The sequence below is a fragment of the Hydrogenoanaerobacterium sp. genome, from assembly GCF_032017025.1.
Classification (GTDB): domain Bacteria; phylum Bacillota; class Clostridia; order Oscillospirales; family Ruminococcaceae; genus Hydrogenoanaerobacterium.
The window spans coordinates 83,090-105,146 of sequence record NZ_DALZQO010000006.1 but is presented as its reverse complement, the minus strand read 5'-3'; the positions used below and the strand labels follow the sequence as shown (position 1 = coordinate 105,146).

Annotated in this window: 21 protein-coding genes and 1 riboswitch; all 21 genes read right to left on the bottom strand. The window is 46.7% G+C overall.

Annotated elements, in window-relative coordinates; genetic code table 11:
• Nucleotides 1-97: 97 nt before the first annotated feature.
• Complete coding sequence (uvrA, locus tag RTV33_RS05645) at nt 98-2,929, bottom strand: excinuclease ABC subunit UvrA (protein WP_312642420.1); 2,832 nt, start codon at nt 2,927-2,929, stop codon at nt 98-100.
• Between the two features lie 63 nt (nt 2,930-2,992).
• A complete protein-coding gene (locus tag RTV33_RS05640; RefSeq protein ID WP_312642418.1) occupies nt 2,993-3,496 on the bottom strand; it encodes a GNAT family protein in 504 nt (167 codons plus the stop codon).
• 25 nt (nt 3,497-3,521) lie between these two features.
• On the bottom strand, nt 3,522-5,501 hold the full coding sequence (uvrB, locus tag RTV33_RS05635) for an excinuclease ABC subunit UvrB (RefSeq protein WP_312642416.1): 1,980 nt from the start codon (nt 5,499-5,501) through the stop codon (nt 3,522-3,524).
• 527 nt (nt 5,502-6,028) lie between these two features.
• Nucleotides 6,029-6,217: riboswitch (cobalamin riboswitch) on the bottom strand.
• A gap of 61 nt (nt 6,218-6,278) precedes the next feature.
• The gene (locus RTV33_RS05630) at nt 6,279-6,713 is read right to left on the bottom strand and encodes a cupin domain-containing protein (protein WP_312642414.1); all 435 of its coding nucleotides are present in this window, start codon (nt 6,711-6,713) and stop codon (nt 6,279-6,281) included.
• Nucleotides 6,713-7,873 carry an ethanolamine utilization protein EutH gene (locus RTV33_RS05625; protein ID WP_396327224.1) on the bottom strand — a complete coding sequence of 387 codons (1,161 nt, stop codon included), beginning with the start codon at nt 7,871-7,873 and terminating at the stop codon, nt 6,713-6,715. Before RTV33_RS05625 ends, RTV33_RS05630 begins: the two co-directional genes overlap by 1 nt.
• Before the next feature lie 130 nt (nt 7,874-8,003).
• Nucleotides 8,004-8,543: a BMC domain-containing protein gene (locus tag RTV33_RS05620; RefSeq protein ID WP_312642410.1), complete on the bottom strand. Its 540-nt coding sequence runs from the start codon at nt 8,541-8,543 to the stop codon at nt 8,004-8,006.
• A 1-nt stretch (nt 8,544) separates the two neighbouring features.
• Complete coding sequence (locus RTV33_RS05615; RefSeq protein WP_312642408.1) at nt 8,545-9,903, bottom strand: 4Fe-4S dicluster domain-containing protein; 1,359 nt, start codon at nt 9,901-9,903, stop codon at nt 8,545-8,547.
• A gap of 40 nt (nt 9,904-9,943) precedes the next feature.
• Nucleotides 9,944-10,228: a EutN/CcmL family microcompartment protein gene (locus RTV33_RS05610; protein WP_312642406.1), complete on the bottom strand. Its 285-nt coding sequence runs from the start codon at nt 10,226-10,228 to the stop codon at nt 9,944-9,946.
• Between the two features lie 31 nt (nt 10,229-10,259).
• The gene (locus RTV33_RS05605) at nt 10,260-10,988 is read right to left on the bottom strand and encodes a hypothetical protein (RefSeq protein ID WP_312642404.1); all 729 of its coding nucleotides are present in this window, start codon (nt 10,986-10,988) and stop codon (nt 10,260-10,262) included.
• A 14-nt stretch (nt 10,989-11,002) separates the two neighbouring features.
• Nucleotides 11,003-11,824 carry an ethanolamine utilization protein EutJ gene (eutJ, locus tag RTV33_RS05600; protein ID WP_312642402.1) on the bottom strand — a complete coding sequence of 274 codons (822 nt, stop codon included), beginning with the start codon at nt 11,822-11,824 and terminating at the stop codon, nt 11,003-11,005.
• A 19-nt stretch (nt 11,825-11,843) separates the two neighbouring features.
• Nucleotides 11,844-12,455, bottom strand: a complete 612-nt coding sequence (pduL, locus tag RTV33_RS05595; RefSeq protein ID WP_312642400.1) for a phosphate propanoyltransferase — start codon at nt 12,453-12,455, stop codon at nt 11,844-11,846.
• A gap of 15 nt (nt 12,456-12,470) precedes the next feature.
• Entirely contained in the window at nt 12,471-13,247 is a 777-nt protein-coding gene (locus RTV33_RS05590; protein WP_312642398.1) for an ATP-binding protein, read from the bottom strand.
• Between the two features lie 40 nt (nt 13,248-13,287).
• Nucleotides 13,288-13,572 (bottom strand): ethanolamine utilization microcompartment protein EutM, encoded by a 285-nt coding sequence (gene eutM / locus RTV33_RS05585; protein WP_312642396.1) that lies wholly within the window; start codon nt 13,570-13,572, stop codon nt 13,288-13,290.
• Nucleotides 13,573-13,631: 59 nt separating this feature from the next.
• On the bottom strand, nt 13,632-13,916 hold the full coding sequence (gene eutM, locus RTV33_RS05580; protein ID WP_312642394.1) for an ethanolamine utilization microcompartment protein EutM: 285 nt from the start codon (nt 13,914-13,916) through the stop codon (nt 13,632-13,634).
• Between the two features lie 36 nt (nt 13,917-13,952).
• Nucleotides 13,953-15,419 carry an acetaldehyde dehydrogenase (acetylating) gene (locus tag RTV33_RS05575; protein ID WP_312642392.1) on the bottom strand — a complete coding sequence of 489 codons (1,467 nt, stop codon included), beginning with the start codon at nt 15,417-15,419 and terminating at the stop codon, nt 13,953-13,955.
• Complete coding sequence (locus RTV33_RS05570) at nt 15,419-16,027, bottom strand: BMC domain-containing protein (RefSeq protein ID WP_312642390.1); 609 nt, start codon at nt 16,025-16,027, stop codon at nt 15,419-15,421. Before RTV33_RS05570 ends, RTV33_RS05575 begins: the two co-directional genes overlap by 1 nt.
• A 13-nt stretch (nt 16,028-16,040) precedes the next feature.
• Entirely contained in the window at nt 16,041-16,691 is a 651-nt protein-coding gene (gene eutL, locus RTV33_RS05565) for an ethanolamine utilization microcompartment protein EutL (RefSeq protein ID WP_312642388.1), read from the bottom strand.
• A gap of 19 nt (nt 16,692-16,710) precedes the next feature.
• The gene (gene eutC, locus RTV33_RS05560; RefSeq protein WP_312642386.1) at nt 16,711-17,604 is read right to left on the bottom strand and encodes an ethanolamine ammonia-lyase subunit EutC; all 894 of its coding nucleotides are present in this window, start codon (nt 17,602-17,604) and stop codon (nt 16,711-16,713) included.
• A gap of 18 nt (nt 17,605-17,622) precedes the next feature.
• Nucleotides 17,623-18,990: an ethanolamine ammonia-lyase subunit EutB gene (locus RTV33_RS05555; RefSeq protein WP_312642384.1), complete on the bottom strand. Its 1,368-nt coding sequence runs from the start codon at nt 18,988-18,990 to the stop codon at nt 17,623-17,625.
• A 113-nt stretch (nt 18,991-19,103) separates the two neighbouring features.
• Nucleotides 19,104-20,534: an ethanolamine ammonia-lyase reactivating factor EutA gene (gene eutA, locus RTV33_RS05550; RefSeq protein WP_312642382.1), complete on the bottom strand. Its 1,431-nt coding sequence runs from the start codon at nt 20,532-20,534 to the stop codon at nt 19,104-19,106.
• Nucleotides 20,535-20,628: 94 nt separating this feature from the next.
• Nucleotides 20,629-22,056, bottom strand: a complete 1,428-nt coding sequence (locus RTV33_RS05545) for a histidine kinase N-terminal domain-containing protein (RefSeq protein WP_312642380.1) — start codon at nt 22,054-22,056, stop codon at nt 20,629-20,631.
• Nucleotide 22,057 lies beyond the last annotated feature (1 nt).

Sequence of the window (22,057 nt, the reverse complement as noted above, 5' to 3'; positions counted from 1 at the left end):
AATATGTCAATATTATACCACATAGGTGTAATATTTGTAAATATAAAATTGAGAACAGTTCTTACTTTTTTTATCTTACTTATAATAATACTAAAATTTATTTGTTTTGCAATAGTTTTTTCAAATATTTACCGGTATAAGATTTTTCGCATTTTATAATCTCCTCCGGGGTACCGGTAAAAATAACTTCGCCGCCCTTATCTCCGCCATCGGGGCCGAGGTCAATAAGATAATCTGCCGTTTTTATCATGTCCAGATTATGTTCAATTAATACAATTGAGTTTCCAGTATCGACCAGCTTTTGCAACACTTCTATCAGCTTGTGAACATCTGCAGTGTGCAAACCGGTTGTAGGCTCATCAAGAATATAAATCGTTTTGCCTGTAGGGCGTTTGGATAGCTCTGTTGCCAGTTTTATCCTCTGCGCCTCACCGCCTGAAAGCGTTGTAGCCGGCTGACCGATTTTGATGTAGCCGAGACCAACATCATAAAGAGTTTGCAGTTTGCGCTTAATCTTTGGCAGATTATCAAAGAACAGCAAGCCCTCTTCCACCGTCATCTCTAAAACATCGTAAATGGATTTATCCTTATATTTGACCTCTAGCGTCTCACGGTTGTAACGTTTACCCTTACAGACCTCACAGGGTACAAAAACATCAGGCAAAAAGTGCATTTCAATTTGGATGATTCCATCGCCTTCACATGCCTCGCACCGGCCGCCTTTTACATTAAAAGAGAAACGCCCCGAATTATAGCCGCGCATTTTTGCCGCATTGGTAGATGCAAACAAATCGCGGATATCAGTAAACACGCCGGTATAGGTTGCGGGATTAGAGCGCGGTGTTCTTCCAATGGGCGACTGATTGATGTCGATAACCTTGTCGAGGTTTTCGAGCCCCAGAAGATCATCATGTTTGCCCGCACGGATACGTGAACCGTTCAGCGTGGCAGCCAGCTTTTTGTAGAGTATTTCATTGACCAAAGAGCTTTTTCCCGAACCGGAAACACCTGTTACCACTGTAAAGGCACCCAGTGGGATTTTTACATCAACCCTTTTAAGGTTGTTTTCGGTTGCACCAATAATTTCAATCCAGCTTCCGTTGCCTTTGCGACGTACCTCGGGCACAGGAATTTTCTTACGTCCGCTTAAATACTGTCCCGTCAGCGATGCCGGACACGCTTCAACATCTTTCAGAGTACCTGCACAAACAACCTCACCGCCATGTACCCCAGCACCCGGGCCAATATCAACAATATAATCCGAGTTGCGCATCGTATCCTCATCATGCTCGACGACAATCAGAGTATTTCCGAGATCCCTCAGGCGTTTGAGCGTTGCAATCAGTTTATCGTTGTCCTTCTGGTGCAGACCAATGCTGGGTTCGTCCAAAATGTACAACACCCCCATTAGTGAAGAACCGATTTGCGTGGCGAGACGAATGCGCTGGCTTTCGCCGCCCGATAGAGTGCCGGCGGAACGTGATAACGTTAAGTATTCCAACCCCACACTTTGCAAAAAGCCGAGACGCTCTCGAATTTCTTTGATAATTTGAGACGCGATCATCTGCTCGCGGTCAGTTAGTTGAAGCGTGTTTAGAAAATCAAGTGCTTTCGCCACCGACATTTTACAAAAGTCGCTGATATTCGTCCCACCAATCAATACGGAAAGGTAAACGTCCTTTAAACGGTCACCGTGGCAGTCGGGGCAACACTCAGAGCCCATGTAAACAGTGAGTTCCGCCTTCATCCATTCGCTGCTGGTAACACGAAAACGGCGCTCAAGATTGTTGATAACACCTTCAAAATCGGTAGTATACTCTCCTTGCATCGAGCCTGCGTCACGGTAAATCGTGAATTTTTCTCCATTTGTACCGTAAAGCAATAAGTCTTTACAGTGCTGTGGTAGGTCTTTGAAAGGAATATCAAGCGAGAAGCCGTAATGTTTGGCAAGGCCCTCATAATAGCTTTGTGCCATACCACCCTCGGCATAGTACCAGCCGCTTGCTTTGATCGCGCCTTCTCGAACAGATAACTTTTTGTTTGGCACCACGAGGTCGGGGTCGACCTTCATAAACGTACCGAGGCCGGTGCATTTTTCACAGGCACCCTGCGGATTGTTAAACGAAAACATGCGCGGTGCAAGTTCTTCAATGCTTATATTGTGCTCTGGGCAGGCGTAGTTCTGCGAAAACATAATCTCGTCGCCGTCAATTACATCAACAATCGCAAGCCCGCCCGAAAGCCCTACCGCTGTTTCCAGCGAATCGGAAAGACGCGATTTAATATCAGACCTAACAACAAGCCTGTCCACTACAATTTCAATGGAATGCTTTTTGTTCTTCTCTAGTTTTATTTCTTCGGTGAGGTCGTAGATATTTCCATCCACGCGTACCCTTGCGTATCCGGAGCGTTTCGCAGCTTCAAATTCTTTGACGTGCTCGCCTTTGCGCCCGCGCACAACCGGTGCAAGAATCTGTATTTTAGTGCTCTCGGGCAGGGAGAGAATTTGATCGACCATTTGATCGACCGTTTGCTGCTGAATAGGTCTGCCACAGATAGGACAGTGCGGAACTCCAATGCGTGCATACAACAAACGCAGGTAATCGTAAATTTCGGTAACCGTACCTACGGTGGAACGCGGGTTTTTTGAGGTGGTCTTTTGATCTATCGAAATTGCAGGAGACAATCCTTCGATAGAATCCACATCCGGCTTTTCCATCTGCCCTAGGAACTGGCGAGCATAACTCGACAGGCTCTCAACATAGCGGCGTTGGCCGTCAGCGTAGATAGTATCAAAAGCCAGCGAGCTTTTTCCAGAACCCGAAAGCCCTGTAAAGACTACAAGCTTGTCACGCGGAATCTCTAAGTCTATATTCTTGAGGTTGTTTTCACGTGCCCCTTTTATAATAAGTTTATCGTTAATTGGCAAAATATCTTCCTCCAGACCGTGCATTTCATTAAATTGCAGATAATCTTTTGTTGTCACCTGTATTTATTTTAAAAGCGCATAGATACAGGAATCGAAAAACTCTCCGTTTTTATATACACTCTTCTTTAAGACTCCCTCCAACTGAAAGCCCGCATGCTCCAGCGCCTTACAAGAACCGATATTATATGTGTAGGGCTCTGCAAAGATTCGAACTACATCATAATTGTCAAAGGTAAATGCGCAGATTTTTCGGATAGCGCTACTCATAACGCTTTTTCCCCAAAAGGGTTCTGCTAACCAGTAACCAAGCTCTGCGCTTTTACAGTAAACATCGTCCTTTAAAAAAACACCGATGCTTCCCACAGCTTCTCCATCTATCACAATCGCACGAGTGCATTGCCGTTCTTCATTATTTTCTGCGCAGAAACTCACATAGCTTTTTGCATCTTCTAAAGTATAGGGATAGGGAAATGAATTGCGGAGGTTATCGGCAATCTTTTTGTTGTTCGCATGTTTTAAAACACTTTCTGCATCATTTTTGTCCCACTGCCGCAGTATGAATTCCATCACACTTCCCTCTTGTTCTGTAATTTTATATTTTTTGCTGCTCTTTTAGCTTTTTAATTTTATCGCGCAAATAAGCGGCATGCTCAAACTCCAATATCTTAGCAGAGTTTTTCATCTCAGCAGTAAGCTTTGCAATCAGCGCTTCACGTTCTTTAAAGCTCAACCGCTTCGTTGATTTCATTTTGTTGTTCGTTGTATCCTTCGAAGAAATCTCCAGTATATCCCGTACCTCTTTGACGATCGTCTGCGGTGTAATGCCATGCGCAGCGTTGTACTCCATTTGCAGCTTACGACGTCGCTCTGTTTCAGTAATTGCCCGTTCCATCGAATTTGTAACAGAATCGGCATACATGATAACCATACCCTCAGAATTTCGCGCGGCACGCCCGATTGTCTGAATCAGAGACGTCTCGGAACGAAGAAAACCTTCTTTATCCGCATCAAGAATGGCGACAAGCGATACCTCGGGGATATCGAGACCCTCTCTCAGCAGGTTGATTCCCACCAGCACATCGAATTCACCAAGGCGCAGATCGCGGATGATCTCCATGCGCTCAATCGTATCGATGTCATGATGCATGTAACGAATTTTAATGCCCATACCTTCAAAATAGGTAGTCAAATCTTCGGCCATCTTCTTTGTAAGGGTAGTAACCAGTATGCGTTCTTTTTTTTCAATGCGCATATTGATTTCGGAGAGAAGATCATCAATTTGCCCCTCGACGGGTTTTACTACAATTTCCGGGTCAATAAGCCCTGTGGGGCGAATGATTTGCTCCACCGTTTGAACACAATGTTCTTTCTCAAACGGGCCCGGGGTAGCACTGACATAGATTGCTTGATTGATTTTTCCATGAAACTCATCGAAATTGAGTGGACGGTTGTCATAGGCTGATGGTAGACGAAAACCATAGTCAATCAAATTTGTTTTCCGCGCATAGTCGCCGCCAAACATACCGCGCACCTGCGGCAGTGTAACATGAGATTCATCTACAAAAAGCAGAAAATCATCTGGAAAATAATCAATCAGTGTAGTAGGCATACTGCCCGGAGCCCTGCCGGAAAGTACACGCGAATAGTTTTCAATGCCTTTGCAAAAACCGATTTCATTGAGCATTTCAATATCATAATTGGTGCGTTCTGCTATACGCTGCGCTTCAATGAGTTTGCCATTCTCATTAAAATAGCGAACACGCTCGTCACACTCGGACTGTATTTCGTGAATGGACTTTTCCATACGTTCACGCGGGATAATATAATGGCTGGCGGGATAGATAACGGCACTTTTCACGTTGGTTTTTACCTCACCGGTAAGTGTGTTGATTTCACTAATGCGCTCAATTTCATCGCCAAAAAACTCCACACGTATTGCAGTGTCACCCGAATAGGTTGGAAATATCTCAACCACATCGCCCCGTACACGAAACTTATTTCGGATAAAATTGATGTCGTTGCGCTCGTATTGGATTTCAACCAGTTTGGAAATCAGCTCGTCACGATCCTTCTTTTGCCCTAAACGCAGAGAAATCACCATGTTTTTGTAATCGATGGGGTCGCCCAAGCTATAGATGCAGGATACGCTGGAGACCACAATCACATCTCGTCGCTCGCCGAGAGCTGCGGTTGCAGAGTGACGCAAGCGCTCAATCTCATCATTGATCGCGCTGTCTTTTTCAATATAGGTATCGGTACCCGCAATATAAGCCTCAGGCTGATAATAGTCGTAATAGCTTACAAAATACTCTACCGCATTATTGGGGAAAAATTCTTTAAACTCGCTGCACAGCTGCGCAGCAAGTGTTTTATTGTGGGCAAGAATCAGAGTAGGCTTATTTACCCGAGCAATCACATTCGCCATTGTAAAGGTTTTACCGGAGCCCGTAACGCCAAGCAGCGATTGTTCATGCGCCCCTGCATGGATTCCCGCTACCAGTTTATCAATTGCTTGAGGCTGGTCACCTGTGGGACTATAAGGAGATACCAACTCGAATTTATCAGGCAACATTTTTGCCTCCTTTAGATGATTGTTTTTTCTATATAATGTTACCACATTCGACCAACTTGTCAATGCTTCTCACCGCTTTAAAGCTTCCTGCAACTCTACTAAATGATAGCATGTCCAACAAATATTTCTTTATATCATATTTCGCTATAGAACAAATGTTCTATAGGCTTTATTATACTACTTTAGAGGCCTAGAGTCAAGCAGTGCTTTATACGATCCGGCTTAGCTGTAACAAGGCAAAAAGCATGCAGCAAAAGCTGCATGCTTTTTGCAAGGGATTCGTTGAAAAACCTTACATCTGTATCTATCATCAATACCGGTCAGCGGCTTTCAAGCATCATCAAATATGCATCCCGCACGTTAGGGGCTGGCAGACCCTGTAACGTTTGATAAAGCTTGCTGCAGGATGCCAGGGTTATATATCAATCAAGACAAAGCATAAAAATAGCTGTACCTAAAAAGGTACAGCTTAAAAGGCTATAAAAAACTAAGCCCATAAACCCACACCTTCTTAGTGACGAAGAAGTATTCGTGTGAGGTACGTAGGCAGGTATTCTGACTCAAACATCAAGCGCGATTTTCGCCTTCCCAGAAAAACATCCAGTGGCAAATGAAAATCGCTACGTTTACACAGCAACGGCCTTGTGTGGGATTTGCACCCAACTTCCCTTTTAAGTGTTTCGATTAAGAAGCACACCTATGCACCGCAATATTTACTTGTTAAGCTAATTATAGATTTTTGAGTTAGGATTGTCAATATCTCAGATTAGGTTTTAATTATTTTTGAGACTGCCAATCCGCAGGATAGACAAAATAAACAAACCGTGCGTAATCTGGTGTTTGGAAATGAATATGACTGCCTTTGGGGATATAAAGGATATCACCTTTTTTACCTGAAATTACATTACCATCAATCTCAATTTCGAGATTGCCTTCGATTACATAATCGAATTCGTCGTAACTTAGCGTCCAGTCGAAGCTGGTATGATCCAGTTCCATAATACCGGCACCCATGCGGGGAGCCTCTTCCAGAGTGACAATGTCCTTCAGTGAGACCCCCTCTTGTTCAAATGGTTCCGTTTTTACGGTCTCTGTCTTCACCACCAGCACGCCGCTCTTATCAACATGCTTCTCAAAAGAAGCCTTGTTTCCCTGAGTTTCGAGCAATACCTTTTCGACAATCTCACGAATCAATTGTTCACTTACATTCATTATTTTTCCTCCGATGAATCTCCGCTTTCAATTTTGGAGAGCAGTTTTGGTGAAAGAATATTGGCGAGAATGAGGGCGGTGATACCGGCTACCAGCTTACCAACAATAACTGGGAAAATCATTTCTTTGTTGACACCTGCGGTGAAACCGAGGTGATCACCAAATACAAACGCTGCCGATACTGCAAAAGCCACGTTAAGAACTTTGCCTTTCGGGTTCATATCGCCAAGGATATTGAACATTGCAATATTGTTGGCAAGGTTTGCAATCAAGCCGGCAGAGCCAACCTCATCCATGCCAAGGCTCTTGCCAACCTTCATCAAAGGCTTCTTAAAGGCTTTCTTAATCCACTCAACCATCGGGAATGCACCAATAAGAACGATTGCAATTGTGCCGACAACAATGATACCGTCAATTAACGGGATGTTGCCGCCGCCTTCCGGCTCCTCAACCATCATGTTGAATAGCGGGAAGTGGATACCGGTCTGAAATTGGAATACAGCCAGTGCGGTGCCAATGGTGATAATGATGGTAACAGCATTGCCAAAATGGTTAAATCCGCGCATCATTGATCCGGGTTTAAACCAAAGGCCGATTGCGATTAGACCAGCAATGATGATAACCGGAATCAAGTTAACGATAATGGTTACAAAATCAATCTTATACGGGGTCATATTCATCACCAGACCACCGACGATGCAGCCGATTGGAATTGTAATCAAACCCGCAAGTGTACCTGCTGCCAAATAAGGGCGATCTTTGGTAGCGATAATACCCAACGCAACAGGAATTGTAAATACGATGGTCGGGCCCATCATGGTACCGAGGATTAAACCGGCAAAGTTACCGATGGTTTCTGTTTCAGCAAGCTGCATTGCAAGCGGATAACCACCCATGTCACAGGCCAGAAGAGTGGTAGCAAACATAGCCGGGTCAGCACCGAACAGCCCATAGATTGGAGCGATGATGGGTTGCAGCAGTACACGGAGCACAGGAGCCATAGCCACAACGCCAACCATTGCGATGGCCAGAGGCCCCATTGCATTAAAGCCTTCGTCAAATGCCGCACCATAACCCAATTTGTTACCACGAATTTTATCAATAGCACCAACAACCATGAAAATCATCATAATTGTCATAATGACCGAGTTAATGGACAGGTTGGAAATATACCCCTGTATGCTTTCTGTAAAAACGGAAATATCGGTTATTCTTTCTACCAGTTCTTGAAACATATAGATTCTCCTTCAATAAATTAATTTTTGAATGAGTGTCTGTGCGTTATTTGCGCTACAAAAGTGTTTCAAACAGTTTAGGAGACGGCCTTGGAATGACCGTAGTGCCCACCAAAAGCTCGATGCCCTTTTCCGCTGCAGCGACAGAAGCACGAACAGCTCCGACATCGCCAGTCAGAACAACTACGCCTTTTCCACCAATTGCATAACCAATCTTTACTTCGATGAGGGTGACATTAGCTGCTTTCGCCGCGACGTCCGCCGCCCGAATCGCCGATGCAATGGAGTAAAACTCCAGCACGCCGACTGCGCCGGGCTTTTCTACCTGGTTGGTCATACTGATGGCGGGGATTAACTGGGGGTGGATATTCGGGATGAGCAACGTATCAACTACGCATTCACCTCCGCGTTTTTTGCCTTCCTCCATAGATGCCGTCACATCACCGGTATAACCTGCAATAAGAACAATATACTTCCCCGGGCACACAGTAGATGCCCGCAGAATTTCAACCTGCGCCGCTTTCACCATAAAATCGGTGATTTCAATACCTCTGGCAATGCTTGAAAGCTCAATCATGCCAATCGCATTTGCCATGCTATGATTCCTCCTCGCTTTGACCGATTACAGCACAAGCTGCGTCTTGCCGCAAAATCATACCGTCAATGCTGGCATGGATGTTAGCCGATAGAGCGCCGTCTACCGCTGCCGCCAGCAATTCACCCTTCTGTACGCGGTCGCCTACTTGTTTTACGGGAAGAGCCGGCTTGCCAATATGCTGCTGAAAAGGAATCTTTACCGTTTTAGGTGACAGCATAAAGCATTCTTTTGCATGAGAATCGTAATATTTTGCCAAGCCAAGCCTTGCCGTCAGCCGCCCTGTGGGGGTACGTTTGATATCAATCTCCTCACGGGCAACAGGATTTAGATTGCGTTCTACCTGTATTCTGCGCTCTCTGAGACGCGCTTTAAAATATCCGTTTACCTTTTTGGGTGAAAGCCCCATTGGGCAGGCAAACATTTCACAAATACCGCAATCACAGCAGTTTACGGCATCGCCGAAAGCTTGTTCAAATTGCGTGTCATCGGTAAGCAGTGGCTCGCGGTACAGATTGCGCATTACCAGGTGGGGACGGATACGATGGCCGATCAGATACCTTGGACATAAGTCGGTGCACATTCTGCACTGAATACAGGCACTTCTTGTCTGAGCACGGATAGTGCTCATCGGAAGTACATCGTGTTTAACCAAATAGTGATCCATCGGCAATACTATGACATTTCCGGTGGTCTTTGTAACAACCAAAGAGTCAATCTCCTGTTTGTTGTTATATACCTTGCCCATCATTGGCCCGCCTAGAATAACAGCGTAGCTCGAAAGCGTTGGTTTGGCTTTTTCAATGCATTCAACCACAGAGGTTCCGATTGGCACCTTGAGCATTACGGGCTGCTGCACTTCGCCTACCACAGAAAGATATTTATCTGTGACCGGAATTCCTTCCAGTGCATCGTAAATATCTAGCAGTGTACCCACATTGTTTACAACAGCACCCACTTGAATCGGAATACCGCGTTCCGGTACCGACTTGCCGCATATCATATGTACCATAGTCTGCTCATCACCCGCAGGATAGAACGTGGGCATCTCAAAAATTTCTATTATTGAACCGGATTTATCAACTGCTGCTTGCAATGCTGCAATTTCAGCCTGATATTTGCCTTTAAGCGCAATCACTTTACGTTGTGCGCCAAGATGTTCCGCTACCAGATTAACTGCCGCAATCAGCTTGTCCGCAAAAGTACGGCACAGGTATTTATCCGTTTCAATGAGTGGCTCGCATTCTGCCGCGTTAATGATGAAGCAATCGGCTTTCGTATCTAGCTTTACATGGGTTGGAAAGCCCGCTCCGCCTGCACCCACAATTCCAGATGCCCTTACCGCTTCAATTAAATTCATGGTTCTTCACCGCCCTTTTCAAGGCATTCTAAAATAAGATTCAGTCTAAAGCACTCGTGTCAATTTCCTTATCGTCTACAATTCCTACAACCGTGGCATCCACAGGAGTATGCATATCGCCCGCCGCGCTGCGAGCGGAGCTACCACTGACTACGAGCACTGTTTCACCAACGCCTGCGCCAATGATATCCGCCGCAACATACGGGCTGCGCCATTCCTTTTCGTCCAATATGTTAATGGGCTTTACAATGAGGAGCTTTAGCCCAGACAGGCGTTCCTCCTTGCGGGTCGCCCATATCGTCCCTATGACCTTAGCAATTTGCATTTCGTTACCCCCGTCTTATGGCTTTTTTGCTTTACTCACGTACAATTGCAATGCCGCGCTCGTGGGCATAATCCCGAGCAAGGTCTGTTAAAATACTTTTTGTACCTATCTGTAAAAGGGTAATTCCGCCTGCATGTGCAGCGGTGAGATCTTTTTCGGTTATCACTTTTTTCTTCAGTTGTAGCTGTTTTTCCTTTTTCGCCTCTTTCTTGCAGGCTAAACAGCCAGGCTCAAGTGTACAACCTGTATTTTCCAGAATGGCATCCTCGATCCTACTATTGTCACAGAAAATTACGCCCGAGTCCTCCAAAAGCTTAACCTTTTGAAGCATCATGTTATAGTACACAGCGGGTGCAGTTCCGCTGTAATCAAACAACTCCACCTCATTGCGTATTACATATATTTTTTTACCGGCGAGGATTGCCTGAACAATTAAAGCTACATAAGGTATGTCACACATGCCGGCGGCAACTCTGGAAAGTGCTGAATTGTTAAGATGATAAACCAGAAGCGCTTCATAATCGTTGACATCACAGTCATAATTCTTCAGCAGTGCACAGTCTATCGCAAATTTTTCAGCAAGGCGGCTGCTTTCCAACGTTTCATAGCAGCAAGCTCCATGTTCCTGTGTTAAAACCAGCAGTCTAGGGCGGGGTGTTTTGACCGACTGTATATCCGATATTTCAACCGCTTTCTCTGCAAGCTCTACCTGTGCCATTACCTTTGCGACAATTGTTTCTACCAAGGTGTTAAAGTTCATGCTTTTCCTCCTTTCTACCCAATTTCACAATTCATTGCAATTCCTGCAGGTGTTACCAGAAATGGGTTTTGAGGCTTTATGGTATGGATACCGGTTTCACGTTCAAAAACTTTTTCAATTCCGGTTAAGCAGCAAGTACCACCACAAAGATAAATGGTATTGGTTTTGGATTTATCAATATAACGATTGACGATACTTGACATTTTCTCCAGAACCGCTTTTACAATGGGAAGAATCTCCTTATGACGGCTGTAATCCTGTTTGATTTTTTCCGCCTCTTCAAAGGGGATACGAAAGTTTCCGGCGATAACCAGTGTAAGGTGCGTGCCCCCTGTAGGCTCGTCTTCGACTCGGACGACCTTTCCGCCTTGCAAAATTGCAAGCCCGGTGGTGCCTCCGCCAATATCTACAACCACGCCATCGTCAATTTGAAAAATAGAATTTGCCGCCGTTGGCTCATCAAGCACATTGGTAACCTCAAAGCCGGCACCCTCTGCCACATAGGTGTGGGTTCGAACGCTGCCATCAGTTCCTGCCGGCATTGCTATGGCACAGTGTGTAAGCTCTGTGTTCAGCCGTGCCTCTAGCTTTGCCTTAAGCTCTTTTACAATGCGAAGAGCACCAGAATAGTCTACGACCACACCGTCGCGCAAGACGTTTGCCGCTTTCTTTTCACAGGCAACAGGGTTGTTCTCTTCATCAAGAACCACAATGACAATATAGGCAGTACCCAAATCTACGCCTACCTTAAGCTTTTTGCCGGTCGGCACAAATGTAGTGGTCTCGGATTGTTCCACCCGCGCCATATAATCATTTACCCTATGCAAATCCATCATATTCATAATGCCCCTTTGCTTATTTTATAATTTTCCCCAGTGTAAACCCGCTCACCGCGGCAGCATTGGCTTCATCAAAATCGATGTGCATCCGGAAATTAAAGTTCCCATTTACACGAATGACCACATTTTTAAAGATAACGGGTCGTTCGGTCATCATCTCCACACAAACTCGCTGTTTATCCTTCAACTCCAGCATTTGGGCAGTTTCAGGTGGCACATGAACATGGCTTTGTGCCACAATGACACCCTCTGTTAGGGTAACCGTGCCGCAGGGGCCTTCCAAGGTCATCGTACCTGAGCCTTTAACGTCTCCCGACTCACGCAGTGGAGCGGTGACGCCTAACTCAATACAATCGCTTTTGGATAGCTCCACCTGAGTGGAAGGCCTTGTCGGCCCCAAAACAGCGACACGTTCTTTGCGCCCTTTCGCACCGATCAGATTAACCCTTTCCTCCGAAAGATACTGCCCCGGTTGAGACAAATCGCGTTTTGGAGTAAGCGTCGCACCCTCGCCAAACAGTATCTGCACGTCCCGCTCGGTGAGATGAACATGTCGTGCCGAAACCTCTACTTCTACAAGACCGGAACGGGAAATTGCCCCAACAATCTGCTCCATTAGGTTTTGCATGCTATCCACCTCACTTCAGCGGTAATTGCCTGCCAGATATTTACACATCATAATGTGAAAAGCACTGGAGAGGCGGTTTAGTTCTTCAATGATATCTCTGCGGGTATACCTTCCACCCTCATGGAACGCATTTGCCGCCGAAACTTCACATTCACGCACTGCGGTGCGCAGCTGGTTGAGCAGGGCATATTCTTTTCCCATTGTGTAATCGGGAAGCACCATCTGTTTTACATGATAGAACTTCATCGGGTCGTGAGAGCGCTCTCGCAGTTCGGCGTGACTGAGTCCGATGATATACTCGTTGCGGAATTCCTCGTCGAGCACATCGCATCGCATCATTTCTCGCAAAACCTCAAGAATATTGCTGAGATCCCCCAGCAGTACTTCCTTGCCGTCATTCTCTGCAATCAGTGCCTGGTTTAATACAACCAGAGCCTGCAGGCTGTCCAGCTTGCCGCGAAACAGAATGCGTGGATGGTTCTTCGGTACCAAGACATTCCCGTAAAGATGCGTCATATGCTCCGGTTTTTGCATGTAGTAGGCTCCGGTAACATAATCTATAAATTTAGGTTTTGCACCCTCGGCTACGTGAATAGTGGGCATTTCCGGAACCGGCGTTGCGACCGGTTCCGGAATAACTGCCGGGGGTGGGTTTTTGGAGATTTTAATCTTACGCTGCTGTAGGTATTCGCGCGCTGCGGGAGAGAGGATTTTTCCTTCCGGAATATAATAAGTATCCGGCTGAGTATTTCTCAATTCGTCCCGTAATATAGCTTCCGTAATTACCTTCAAACAGTTTCGCCCCCTCTTCGGGTCAATTTAAAGCACCGATTTATTTGCCTAGTTTTGGAAGAATAAATTCAACCTCATCATGCGGTCTTGGGATGACATGGACAGAAACTAGCTCTCCAACACGCTCTGCTGCTGCAGCACCCGCATCAGTCGCTGCCTTAACCGCGCCAACATCGCCGCGAACCATTACGGTTACCAGGCCGCCGCCAACATGCTCCTTGCCAATCAAGGTTACATTTGCAGCTTTTACCATTGCATCGGCAGCCTCAATCGCTCCGACCAATCCTTTTGTTTCTATCATGCCCAATGCTTGCATCGTTGCCATATAGCATACTCCTCACATTTGTAATTTAGATTGGTATCAAAACATTTTTTGATATTATATTATTTCTCAAGTACGGGAAGAATAAGCTCTACTTCCTCATGCGGTCTCGGGATAACATGCACAGAAACCATCTCGCCAACACGTTCTGCTGCCGCTGCGCCTGCATCGGTTGCCGCTTTTACTGCACCGACATCGCCGCGCACCATAACAGTGACCAAACCGCCACCGACATGAACCTTACCAATTAGGGTAACATTTGCCGCCTTTACCATTGCATCGGCAGCCTCAATGGATGCGACGAGACCTTTTGTTTCGATCATACCCAAAGCTTGCATTGTTGCCATATTAAGTACCTCCTATAATAAATTTATAAGAAAATTTTACATTGCCCGCAGCCGCTCAATGATTTTCTGAACAATAACATCGATTTGAACCGTACCCATTTCATCGGAATCTACATCGAGCGGGGCACTGTCTCTTCGGATATCTTCTATCTCTTTCACTCCGTAAGCGACATGGCGAAGATTCAGAAGATTGAGTGGACCAACGTTATCGGACGTTGCACTGCCGCCGATTGCGCCGCAGCCCAGAGTAAGAGCCGGCATCAGCCCCGTTGTGCCGCCAATTCCACCCAAAGCACTGGGGGTATTGACGAGAATACGGGAAGCGGGAATGCGTGTTGCAAAGTAATCGACCATTTTTTGATCGGTTGTGTGAATAGCGAAGGTGTGCCCGGCACCTTCATAGTGGAGAATTTCGCGGCAGCGCTCGCAAACCTTTTCATAATTATCTTCAGTATAGAACGCCAAAATGGGAGCCAGTTTCTCATTGGAGTAGGGGTGTCCGCGTCCTACGCCGTCTTCCTCCGCCACAATAACCCGAGCCGACTGCGGTATTTCAATCTCTGCCAGTTTAGCAATCACCTGCACACTGCGCCCTACAATCATAGGGTTCATAGTGCCGTCTGCACGGAGAATGAACCTGCTGAGTTTGGCAGACTGCTCTGGTGACAGGAAGTAGGCACCTTGGCGTTCCATCTCCGCTTTTACCGCCTCTTTCCTATCGGTATCGGTGATTACCGACTGTTCTGAAGCACAGATGGTACCGTTATCAAAGGTTTTACTGTCCATAATGCGTTTTACCGCGAGCTGCAAGTCGGCTGTACGCTCTATGTAAGCGGGGCCGTTGCCCGGCCCAACGCCGATAGCAGGGGTACCGGAAGAATACGCTGTGCGAACCATTCCCGCACCACCGGTTGCCAGAATCAGAGAGGTATCGGGATGCCGCATCAACACTTCGGTGGACTGCATGGTAGGAATGGTTACACAAGAAACAAGGTTCTCATTGCCGCCAGCCTCTGCCACAGCCTGCCGAATCACCTTTACAGTCTCTAAAATTGATTTTTGAGCGTTCGGATGCGGTGAAAATACAATGGAGTTACCGGCTTTGATGGCGATTTCCGATTTGTATAAAGTGGTAGAGGTAGGATTCGTAGATGGAATCAGGCCTGCGATTACACCCATGGGAACTGCAATGGAACAAATCTTTGTCTCTTCGTCCCTACTCACTTCTCCAATCGTTTTCATCGATTTAATACGCTCGTAAACGCCTTGACTTGCAAAAATATTCTTAATCGTTTTATCTGCCACAATTCCGAATCCTGTTTCTTCTTGCGCCATCTTCGCAAGGCGTTGTGCATTGCGCACGCCCGCTTTCGCAATCGATTTTACAATCAGATCGACTTCCGCCTGGCTTTTGCAGCTTAATTCTTGCTGCGCTTGCTTGGCTTTTTCAATTAGTTCTCGAACTTCCTGAACGGATAGCAGATCCTTATCATAAAGCTGCACTAATCATCTCTCCTGTTCTGGAATTCGCAAATCCGCTCGATGAGCTCTTCTTTCTTTGCGAACCGAATCTCTTTTTTGCTCATGCTTTCCAGATTCAAGGCACGTGCAATATCCCTAAGCTTTACCACTTTCATATCCGCCATGCTTTCACGTGTCAACCCCTGCAGGTCAATTGCTTCTGCTTCATCTGTGTTTTCTGCATCGGGCTTTTCTGGCTGAACTGCCGGCTCCCCCGACCTAAGCTCGTTTTCAGGCTTGGGGTCAGGCTCAGGCTGCTCGGTAACGGCAGGCTCCTGCGGGTTTTCAGGTGGGGTTTTCGGCGGGGGGGCGGGTGATTTTGAGCCGCCAGAAAGCATCTCCTCAATATCAGCGGCCGGTCTGGGGATGACGTGAACGGAAACCACCTTACCCACACGGCCAGCGGCAGCGGCTGAAGCATCCATAGATGCTTTGACAGCTCCTACATCTCCCATCACAATAACAGTAACCAAACCACCCGTAACTTTTGTAACACTGACGAGATTGACGTTTGCTGCTTTGAGGGCGCTATCCAGTGCTTCCACTGCTGACAGATATCCATAGACCTCTATCATCCCTAAAGCTTTCATGCTATCACCTTACCTAAACTTTTGGATTTTCTGCTACAAATTCTATTGCTGCCGCAAATGCTTCACAAGCGGCTTTGCAAGCAGATTGGCTGCCGGTGAGCAGCGCACCGCCAAAGTTGGTCTCGGATGGAGGAGCATACAGCACACACATGGTTACGTCCGCAGCCTTCAGTGCAGCATCAACGCCGTACATTGCTTCCAGCGGAGGAGCAATGAGGTAAGCAAGTGCTTCGCCCTCTTTGATGCCTGCGCTTGCCGACAGGTACGAACCGGTTCTTGAAATAACATGCGCATAATAAGGGATGGAATCGTCATCGTTTGCACTTACAAAGTACGCTACATTTTCAATTACATCCACGCAGGCTGCCAAACCGCTCTTAACCTCTGCGGGGTTGGGCCCAGCCAGAATGCCTATAATCTCACCGGCAAGCTTGGTGTTTGCATTGGCTGCACCGGCATAAAAGCTTTTAGCATAAACAACTTTAACATCCGCCGCCTTGGTCGCCTCATCGAGAGCAGTATATGTGACATCATCGCTATCTGCGGTAATGAGACCAAGAGACTTCTGATCGGGGGTGAGATTCAGTTCCTTCGCCAAATCGGGGTCAACATTGGAGATGATCTTGGTTGCAAGCACTGAAGCCTTTAACGGATCTCTTTTCATGGTATTTTCCTCCCTTAACCTACAGTTTCAAATCGGTTCCGCTTGCTTTTTTCTCAAGCATAATTTTGATAATCTCTGCAATATGCGCACCGGCTTCAACAGGAATGGTCCCGCCTTTATGTATATTCGATACAACGGTTCTTCTTGCCTCGGGCATATCGACGGTTGCCTTGTAAACGATGTATGCGCTCATACTTTCCGCAGTGACAAGACCCGGGCGTTCACCCACCAGCAGGCATGTAACCTCTGCGCCAACCACCTCAGAAACATGGTCCATAACGCCGACACGGCCGTATTTTACAAAGAACGGTGTGCCTACATCAATGCCAAAGCTCTTGAGACCCTGTGCGATCGCCGGAAGTACATCCTTGACGTTTGCTTCAATTGCGGAGGAGCTCAGACCATCCGCAACCATAATCTGAACGGTGGGTTTCATTTTGCATTTTTCTTTGATCGTCTTAACCGCATCATCGTCCAGCTGTCTGCCAAGATCGGGGCGGGTAATATATTCATCTTTACTCTCACAGCGCGATTTTACACTGAACAAATCCGCTTGTTTCAGAAAATCCTCCGATACATCGGAAAAAACGGCGTCCTGCGCGGCAGAGTGGTCGGCGCGGAACCGCAGATAGGTGCTCGTAAGGTAACGCGGGCCTGCACGCCAAATACCCACACGAGACGGAGTAAATTGCTTCATTTCCAAAAATGCTTCACCATTGACCGGATTGGGAACCAAATACTGTTTTCTGAGGTCTACTTTTGTAATATCCTCAATACAGCCATCCTCAATGGTAGTACCTTTTGCAGCGGAAGTTACTTTGCTTGTAACAGCTGCAGCAGCGGCACTGTCCGCTGTAATATTCATCTCACTGAGTACTTGTTCAATGATCTTCTTTAAATCTTTAGGATCCATAATTCACGCCTCCCTCTCCTACTTTGTTAGAAATACGGAAGCGTCGCCCGCTAATGCGGTTAGCTTGCCGTCTTTTGAAAAGCCCATTTTTTCCATCCATTGGTCGAACTCGCGGATGGGGCGTAAGCCGAGCAGTTCTCTCAGTGCCGGTGTTTCGTGGTAACCGGTGCACTGGTAGTTGAGCATGACGTCATCGCCATGAGGAATACCCATTACGTAGTTGCAGCCCGCGTTCACAAGAAGAACAGCTAGGTTTTCGATATCATTTTGGTCTGCTTTCATATGGTTGGTGTAACAGGCGTCGCAGCCCATAGAGATACCGGTTAGTTTACCCATAAAGTGATCTTCCAACCCTGCGCGAATAACCTGTTTGCTGTCATACAGATATTCAGGGCCGATAAAGCCAACCACGGTGTTTACTAAGAATGGGTCATAACGTTTTGCAAAGCCATAGCAGCGGGCTTCCATCACCAGCTGGTCGCAGCCGTTGTGTGCGTTGGAAGAAAGCTCAGAGCCTTGACCGGTTTCAAAGTACATTACGTTTGGGCCTACAGCAGTTCCTTCATGCAGCATCAGGTCTTTCGCCTCGTCCAACATAGTAGCGGTAAGCCCAAACGCCTCATTGCCCTTTTGTGAACCTGCGATGGATTGAAAAATCAAGTCGGAGGGAGCACCTTTGCGAACAGCCTCCATTTGAGTGGTAACATGTGCCAATACGCACTGCTGGGTTGGAATCTGCCATTTGTTCTTAAACTCATCAAAGGTTTTCAGGCAGCGCATAACACTCTCTACAGAGTCATCAACCGGGTTCAAACCGAGTACCGCGTCACCAACACCATAGCTGAAGCCCTCCATTGTGGAGGCAAGAATGCCTTTGGGGTCATCGGTAGGATGATTGGGCTGCAAACGTGCTGAAAATGTACCCGGTAAACCGATTGTAGTATTGCAATGCGCGGAAACCCTAATTTTCTTTGCTGCGTAAATCAAATCCAGATTGCCCATCAGCTTTGTAACAGCAGCGACAATCTCACTGGTGATACCACGGGAAGCTCTGCGAATCATATCTCCTGTAGTATTTTTGTTCAGTAACCATTCGCGGAACTCTGCAACCGTCATATTCTTGAACTCGTTATGAATTCTTTCATTCACAGCGTCTTGAATAATTCTGGTTACTTCATCCACTTCATAAGGGACTGCCGGAGTATTGCGAAGCTCTCCGAGGGTTACATGCGAAAGAACCACCTTAGCAGCGACTCTCTCTTCTGCTGAGGAAGCGGCGATGCCTGCCAGCTTATCACCGGATTTTTCCTCATTTGCCTTAGCCATAACTTCCATGAGGTTTTTAAACTCATAAGTGTGGCCGAACAACTTTGTCTTGAGAATCATAATACTTTCACCTCTCGCTCACTATGCTTTACATAGTGATATTTTGTTGTCTCTCAAAACCAGTTCTTCCCGCAGCACAGTTGAACCAGTTTTGGCAGATTGGGCTGCTTGGCTTATGTGTTAAAAATTAGGGTCTTGATTACGACAGGTACCACACGCCCGTCGGCAATTGGTTCTCCGATATCGATGTAATCGCCGCTGAGCGTCTGAATGCCGTCAATACAGATGACATCCTTTTTGTGATTCAGCTGAACGTTGAGCGCATGACCAAGCGCTTTTCCGATATCGTTTTCAATGACAATAATGATGGGATACTCATGCTGGATTACTTCCTGCGCACCATCAATTACAGCCGCTGCCAGTGATTGAATTTCTGTAAAGCTGGTGCGGTTTTCGCCGGTAAAAGCAATGGCAATCTGTTCCATCTTTCCCTGTGGCATGTATAATGGAATTTGGCTTCGTATTGAGGCTGCCAGCGTCTCCAGCGATGCTTCTTCCTCTTGCGAAACCTTCAGTATAGGGATGTTTTTAATGGGCAGCTTATCTTTTGCATATGAAATTGTGCTGCCGCTGATTTCGGTGGTATGGGTACCCGCGCCCACCACCGTTGCACGAATGGTTTCAGCCGCTCGAAGGAGTTCCACCTTTGCAAAATGGGTATTTTTTTGGATTTCCTCCCCGAGCATGATTCCGATGTCACCAAATTTAAATACGTCTTCATCCGGCGGATTATAAACATAGTCTGCAACCCCCCCCGAAAAGGTGACTGCTTGGATGGACGGCTCATGAGGGAGCTCCTTACCGTCATTGGTAAAAATGCGGTTGTAATATCCGCCCGGCGGTGCAAGGTGTAGCGCCTGCGCCAGAAGCTCTGCCATTAAGGTGCAAATTTTGCGCAGCTTGGCAGCGTCTGCCGTTTCGCCCACCGCAATGCTTATTCCGTTTTGCTTGGCAAGCTCCTGTATTTTATGATAAATATAGGTGATCTTTCCATGTTCAATTTTGATTAATCTACCGCCGATATCAAGGCAGGCAACCCCTATAAGCCGACCTTTGGAATAGACTGCGAGGTTGCTGGTGCCTCCTCCAACATCGAGGTTCGCCACAGTGAGCCGCTTTTCTTTTGAAAGCTTATCTGCTCCCGCCCCACGTGCCGACAGAACCGATTCTAAATCGGGCCCTGCGGTAGCAACTACGAAATCACCTGCAAGCCCACTCAATGTTGCGAGTACCTGATTTGCATTTTGCTTGCGTGCCGTGTCACCGGTGATTATAACCGCTCCGGTTTTAATATCTGCAGGCTTAACCTCTGCTTTCTGGTATTCGGTACGGACAATCTCTTTCACCGCCTCCGCATCGATCTCAGTGGGAGAAAGCAGCGGTGTAAAGTAGATGTCACTGCGATAAGTTACCTCTTTATCCACAATACTGATACGCGGTACCGTATAGCTGGTTGCAAGGTTTTCGATGGTAAGTCTGCTAAAAATGAGTTGGGTTGTCGAAGTACCAATATCGATACCTACACTAAGGACTACTTCTCTCAAAGTGATCGCCGACCTTTCTGTAAAAAAGAGCCCGGAATACAAGGATACCCCTTGTTTTCCGAGCTTCATCGCCTGGTTTTATTGCGGTTAAACGTTACGTCACGCCAACCATATTCATAATTTGATTTTTAAAGTTAAAGGTAACGCTGGTTCCCTCCGGTGAAGTTTCGATGGTGAGGTTCCCCCCAAGCTTGTCTTTCACCAGCGTGGAAACGATGCTGAGACCCAGACGGTTTTGCGGTACACTCTCGATATCAAAACCGCTTCCGTTGTCAATCACCTCTATCTGAGAATACAGCTCCCCATGGGTGACCACTATGCGGACAAGCCCGGTATCTGTTTCTTGAAATGCATATTGAAGGGAATTTTGCAGCAGCTCATTGATGATAAGCGCCACCGAGGTTGCAATATCGGAATCCACGTGGAAGTCATCGCCCTCCAGCAGGATTGAGACGTTAAAGTGGGGGCTGGCAAAGTAGCGTACCGTATTGTTTTTAATATTTACAATGACTTCGCCTATTTTAACTTGATCTATGCCGCCCTGTGCCAGCAGTTCGTGCGTGGTGGCAATCGAAAGAATACGATTCATGCTCTCCCCAAGCACCAGCTTGGTTTCCTCGTTTCCGCTGCGGCGAACCTGCAGCCGTAAGAGGCTTGCAATTGTCTGCAAATTATTTTTTACCCGGTGGTGCATCTCTTTAATCGCAACCGATTTTAAAATCAGCTCTTTTTCCTTTTCTCGAATGGGTGTAACGTCACGGATGACTACCGCAAAGCTGATACCGTTTTTCTTGAGTGCAATCTGCTTCACATTCAAATAGTGCTTGCCAATGCTCACTTCCACCGCGGAATAGTTACTGTCCTTATCGCTGCTGTTCAGCTCAGAACCATGCAGCAAGACATTTTCATAGGGCATCCCTAAAATATCCTCTACATATCCAAGTTTATTGTAGAGATCTTTTGCAAGCGTATTACGAAAGGAAACAATACCTTTTTCGTTTACCATGATCAGTGCTTCGTCTATGTACTCGGTGAGCCAGCCGTCTTCCTCTACCATACGCGAGAGAGCGTCGGCAAATTTTTCGTAGCCCTGCTGGGAAAAATGAATACGTTCGCCGATACCACGTTCGTCATCCACACGCTTTTCACGGATGAGAACCCCGATTACCCTGTTTTTATTTTTGATAGGCTCTACCGACTGGATGACATTGGTGCTCTCTTGTGTAACGGCCTTCATCTGCTTGGTAGCAACGCCCAGGCGAAAGGTGCGAGCCACGGCAGGCTCGTTTTCCTGCTTGGCAAGCAACCCCACGACGCTTTTTTTGTATGATGATGGAACACCCTGAGGCTTTGCTTCCGCCACAACAATCGCATCCCCATCACGTGCGGGGCAATCCACAAAAATATCGGCGTCCTCTAAATTTGCCAGTGGCTGAAGGCAGAAGCTCATCGCTTGGATGATGCCAATCTCTTCTTCGGTCAAATCAGTATGTTTTTTGCATAGATCCTTAATGATGTCCATA

Bases quoted from the DNA above. Each gene is read 5' to 3' on its own strand.
- RTV33_RS05640 (WP_312642418.1), bottom strand. From the start codon at position 3,496: ATGGAATTCATACTGCGGCAGTGGGACAAAAATGATGCAGAAAGTGTT.
- uvrB (WP_312642416.1), bottom strand. From the start codon at position 5,501: ATGTTGCCTGATAAATTCGAGTTGGTATCTCCTTATAGTCCCACAGGT.
- RTV33_RS05630 (WP_312642414.1), bottom strand. From the start codon at position 6,713: ATGAATGTAAGTGAACAATTGATTCGTGAGATTGTCGAAAAGGTATTG.
- RTV33_RS05620 (WP_312642410.1), bottom strand. From the start codon at position 8,543: ATGGCAAATGCGATTGGCATGATTGAGCTTTCAAGCATTGCCAGAGGT.
- RTV33_RS05615 (WP_312642408.1), bottom strand. From the start codon at position 9,903: ATGAATTTAATTGAAGCGGTAAGGGCATCTGGAATTGTGGGTGCAGGC.
- RTV33_RS05610 (WP_312642406.1), bottom strand. From the start codon at position 10,228: ATGCAAATTGCTAAGGTCATAGGGACGATATGGGCGACCCGCAAGGAG.
- RTV33_RS05605 (WP_312642404.1), bottom strand. From the start codon at position 10,988: ATGAACTTTAACACCTTGGTAGAAACAATTGTCGCAAAGGTAATGGCA.
- eutJ (WP_312642402.1), bottom strand. From the start codon at position 11,824: ATGATGGATTTGCATAGGGTAAATGATTATATGGCGCGGGTGGAACAA.
- pduL (WP_312642400.1), bottom strand. From the start codon at position 12,455: ATGCAAAACCTAATGGAGCAGATTGTTGGGGCAATTTCCCGTTCCGGT.
- eutM (WP_312642396.1), bottom strand. From the start codon at position 13,572: ATGGCAACGATGCAAGCATTGGGCATGATAGAAACAAAAGGATTGGTC.
- eutM (WP_312642394.1), bottom strand. From the start codon at position 13,916: ATGGCAACAATGCAAGCTTTGGGTATGATCGAAACAAAAGGTCTCGTC.
- RTV33_RS05570 (WP_312642390.1), bottom strand. From the start codon at position 16,027: ATGAAAGCTTTAGGGATGATAGAGGTCTATGGATATCTGTCAGCAGTG.
- eutL (WP_312642388.1), bottom strand. From the start codon at position 16,691: ATGAAAAGAGATCCGTTAAAGGCTTCAGTGCTTGCAACCAAGATCATC.
- eutC (WP_312642386.1), bottom strand. From the start codon at position 17,604: ATGGATCCTAAAGATTTAAAGAAGATCATTGAACAAGTACTCAGTGAG.
- RTV33_RS05555 (WP_312642384.1), bottom strand. From the start codon at position 18,990: ATGATTCTCAAGACAAAGTTGTTCGGCCACACTTATGAGTTTAAAAAC.
- RTV33_RS05545 (WP_312642380.1), bottom strand. From the start codon at position 22,056: ATGGACATCATTAAGGATCTATGCAAAAAACATACTGATTTGACCGAA.